Genomic DNA, 3,807 nt, shown 5'->3' with positions numbered 1-3,807 from the left:
CAGCACGTTAACGGCGAGTCCTTCGCGGTGCTCCTCGGGGACGACCTCATCGACGAGCGCGACCCGCTCCTGCCCCGCATGATCGCGGAGCACGACGCCCGCGAGGCCACCGTGATCGCCCTCATGGAGGTCGACCCCGCCCAGATCCACCTGTACGGCTGCGCCGCGGTCGAGGCCACCGACGACCCCGACGTCGTCAAGGTCACCGAGCTTGTCGAGAAGCCCGCCCGCGAGGACGCGCCCTCGAACCTCGCGATCATCGGCCGCTACGTGCTTCGCCCCGAGATCCTCGACGTGCTCGACGTGCAGGAGCCCGGCCGCGGCAACGAGATTCAGCTCACCGATGCGCTGAACACCGTCGCGCAGCGTCCCGGCAACGGCGTCTACGGCGTCATCTTCCGCGGCCGCCGCTACGACACCGGCGACCGCGCCGACTGGATCAAGGCGAACGTGAAGCTGGCCGTGGAGCACGACGAGCTGGGCCCCGAGCTGCGCGAATGGCTCATCGGCTTCGCCGCGGAGCTCGGCGACGCGGACCGCCCCGGCGCCTAAGCGCATGGCAGCGCCGGGCCAACCGGAACTCCGGCACGGCCGGGTCGGGCTTCGCCTGATCCGGCGCTCCGACGCGCGCACCCTGCAACGCCTCCTCGCCGAGAACCGCGACTGGCTGGAGCCCTGGGAAGCGACGAACCCGGACGGGCTGCGCCAGGTCCCCGGCAGCGCCTCGATGCGCCCGGCCGTGGCCTGGATGCTCGCCAACGCGAAGGCGGGCACGAGCGTCCCCTTCGTGATCACGCTCGACGGGCGGATGGTCGGCCAGCTCACGGTTTCGGGGATCACCTGGGGCGCGCTGCGCGCCGCCAACCTGGGGTACTGGATCGCCGAGGAGGCCGCGGGGCACGGGGTGACGACGGTCGCGGTCGCGCTCGCGACCGACGACCTGCTGTTCCGGCGCGGCCTGCACCGGATGGAGATCTGCATCCGACCCGAAAACGCGGCGTCCCTGCGGATCGTGGAGAAGCTCGGTTTCCGGCCGGAGGGCATCCGCCCGCGCTTCATCCACATCGACGGCGACTGGCGCGACCACGCGGTGTTCGCCCTCAACCGCGAAGAGGTACCGGGCGGCGTGTTGCGCCGCTTCCTCGGCTGAGCCCGCAACACGCCGCCCGGCGTTCGCCCCCGGGCGGAACGCCACCGTACAGTTGGGGCCATGGCAAACGGCATACTCGGCGGAGGCGTGATCCTGGTGATCGTCGTGCTGCTCTGGGGTGTCTACCTGGTTCCCGCCTGGGTGAAACGCCGTGAGTTTTCGGTGGCCGAGCAGAACGCGCTCCGGCTGCAGCGCACGCTTCGCGTGCTCGCCGAGACGGCCGAGATTCCCGGCGAGGTGCGCGTGGAGGCGACGGCCCGTGAGGCCCTCGCCCACGAGCGGCTGCTGGCCTCCGCGGAAAAGCGCCGCGAGGCTGAGCACCGGGCGGAGCTGACCGAGGCCAGGATCGAGGAGCGGAGGGCGAAGATGGCGGCACAGGAAGCGCAGCAGCGTGAGGCGCGCTTGGGCCGACTCGCCCGGCGACGCTCCCCGTGGATGCGGCGCGTTCGGGCGCTGACGGCCCTCACCGCGCTGCTCGGCGTAATCGCCGCGGTCGTCGGCACGGGTCTCGCGATCGCCGGCGGCGGTGCCGGGGTCCTCATCGGCGGGGCGCTGGCCGCCCTCGCCTCCGTCGGCACCCTCATCGCGATCGCCCCCGGCACGGCCGGCGCGAAGGCGCAGGCCCGCGCCGCCACCCCCGTGTCCGCGCGGAGCGCGGTGCGCACCGACGCCGAGACCACCCCGATGACGGCCCCCGAGGCGGAGGCCGCGGCCGAGCCAGAGGAGCGCCGCGTGGCGACGCCGCGGGGGAGCACCGAGGCGAGCCGCGCCTGGAAGCCGCAGCCGAATCGGGTCCCGAAGCCCCGCACGCACCCGCAGGCCCAGGCCCCCTCCGCCGACGAGCGCGAGGCGCTTCGCCGGGCCGAGGCCGCCGCGCTCGAGGAGCGCCGCACGGTCGAGGCCGAGCGCGCCGCCGCGCTCAGCGCGAGCCAGGACGCCGCGCGGAACGAACAGCAGCGGGCCGAGCGCGAGACCGCAATCGCCCGCGAGCGGGCGCTCGCCCGCCAGCGCGAGGAGCGCTCGGCCGGATCCGAATCCGCCAACCGGCTGCGCAACATGGGCGTGGTCGGCGACACCTCCGCCGGGCAGCTCGACCTCGACGCCGCGATCCGTCGCCGCCGAAACGCCGGATAACGCACCCCGGCCCCGAAACGCGCCCCGCCGATTGCGTGGCGCGGCCCCGCTTCTGCTAAGCTGATCGAGTTGTTTGGGTCTGTGGCGCAGTTGGTAGCGCGTCTCGTTCGCAATGAGAAGGTCAGGGGTTCGATTCCCCTCAGATCCACCAGTTTACTGATTCGCTTCGCGAACCTCTTCGTCTTCGGGGAATCGCAGGATTCTTGTGAATGCTTCGCGTTCACGCTGAAAGAACCTGCCCCTCAGCCCGCGTGCTCCGCGAGCAGGCGCGGGGCCAGGAAATCGAGGCACGCGGTGAGACGGCGGGCGTCCTCGGGATCCACGGAGACATAGGTGCCGATGCGCAGCTGATTGCGGCCGACCCCGCGGTAGGCGTCCACGTCCACGACGCCGTTGCGGCGCAGCTCCGCCGCGAGCGCCCGGACGGGGATCCGGGCGTCGAACTCGAGGGTCGCGTTGACGGGGGAGCGGTGCTCGGGCTCCGGCACGAAGGGCTCGGCGAAGTCGCTGGCCTCGGCCCAGTCGTAGAGCGCCCCGGCGCTCTCGGCGGTGCGCGCCGCCGCCCAGCTCATGCCGCCGCGCGCCAGGATCCAGCGCAGCTGGCTCTCCAGCAGCAGGAGCGTGGCGAGCGCCGGGGTGTTCAGCGTTTGTCCGGCCCGGGAGCTCTCGGCCGCGCGCGTGAGGCTGAGGAACTCGGGGACGTAGCGCCCGCTCGATTCGATCCTGCGGGCCCGCTCGCGGGCCGCGGGGGAGAGCACCGCGAGCCAGAGCCCGCCATCGGAGCCGAGGCTCTTCTGCGGGGCGAAGTAGTACGCGTCGGCCTCGGTGAGGTCCACGGGGATGCCGCCCGCCGCGCTCGTGCCGTCGATCAGCGTGATCGCCTCCTCCGCGGGCACCACCCGGCGCACCGGCGCGGCCACCCCCGTCGAGGTGTCGTTGTGTGGCCAGGCGTAGGTGTCCACGCCCTTCTCGGCCTCGGCTGCGACGAGCCCGCCCCACGGCGCGGCGCGCACCGAGGAGGGGTCCAGCCACGGGGTCTCGGTCGCCCGGATGAGCCGACGCCCGAACGCGCCAAAGTCCAGGCACTGGGCGCGGCGCTCGATGAGGCAGAACGCGGCGATGTCCCAGAAGGCGGTCGAGCCGCCGTTGCCGAGGGCGACCTCGTGCCCCTCGGGGACGCTCAGGAGTTCGCGCACCTGCTCCTGGATCGTCGCGATGAGCCGCTGCACGGGCGGTTGCCGGTGCGAGGTGCCGAGGATGACGCCGCGGGGGTCAGCGAGCTCGTGCAGCTGCGCCGCGCGGATCTTCGCGGGACCGCTGCCGAAGCGGCCGTCCTCGGGAAGCAGGTGGGCGGGGATCGCGGGGATGGCGGGGATCATGCGGGGCTCCTGACGGGATTCCGGCGCGGGGTGCGCGCCGCGCACCACCTCGCTTTGCTTTGACATAGGCCAAAGCGTAGCATGGGAGAAACCGATCCGATCAGCGGCGCCGAGGGGCGCGGAGGCAGCCACATGAACACACCA

The 3,807-nt window shown here is 72.9% G+C and carries 4 protein-coding genes and 1 tRNA gene; 4 read left to right on the top strand and 1 reads right to left on the bottom strand.

From position 1 onward, the window contains the following. The 4 genes from OOT08_RS05570 to OOT08_RS05555 form a co-directional block, all read left to right on the top strand. Positions 1 to 552: UTP--glucose-1-phosphate uridylyltransferase (locus OOT08_RS05570; protein ID WP_325091591.1), on the top strand; the 552-nt coding region annotated here is incomplete at its 5' end. 4 nt (positions 553 to 556) lie between these two features. Beyond that, a complete protein-coding gene (locus OOT08_RS05565; RefSeq protein WP_325091590.1) occupies positions 557 to 1,150 on the top strand; it encodes a GNAT family N-acetyltransferase in 594 nt (197 codons plus the stop codon). 60 nt (positions 1,151 to 1,210) lie between these two features. Continuing rightward, positions 1,211 to 2,284, top strand: a complete 1,074-nt coding sequence (locus OOT08_RS05560; protein WP_325091588.1) for a hypothetical protein — start codon at positions 1,211 to 1,213, stop codon at positions 2,282 to 2,284. A gap of 75 nt (positions 2,285 to 2,359) precedes the next feature. Then, a tRNA-Ala gene (locus tag OOT08_RS05555) sits at positions 2,360 to 2,435 on the top strand. A 91-nt stretch (positions 2,436 to 2,526) separates the two neighbouring features. Here the strand turns inward: OOT08_RS05555 and serC are convergent. Then, complete coding sequence (gene serC, locus OOT08_RS05550) at positions 2,527 to 3,663, bottom strand: phosphoserine transaminase (RefSeq protein ID WP_325092112.1); 1,137 nt, start codon at positions 3,661 to 3,663, stop codon at positions 2,527 to 2,529. Positions 3,664 to 3,807: the final 144 nt, after the last annotated feature.

The organism is Leucobacter sp. M11 (genome assembly GCF_035726885.1).
Taxonomy (GTDB): Bacteria; Actinomycetota; Actinomycetes; order Actinomycetales; family Microbacteriaceae; genus JAPFRB01.
Note: the sequence above shows the minus strand (reverse complement) of the source record. Positions and strands in the feature narration are given on the sequence as shown.

Excerpts from the sequence above, each read along its gene's own strand:
- OOT08_RS05565 (WP_325091590.1), top strand. The coding sequence starts at position 557 with ATGGCAGCGCCGGGCCAACCGGAACTCCGGCACGGCCGGGTCGGGCTT.
- serC (WP_325092112.1), bottom strand. The coding sequence starts at position 3,663 with ATGATCCCCGCCATCCCCGCGATCCCCGCCCACCTGCTTCCCGAGGAC.
- OOT08_RS05560 (WP_325091588.1), top strand. The coding sequence starts at position 1,211 with ATGGCAAACGGCATACTCGGCGGAGGCGTGATCCTGGTGATCGTCGTG.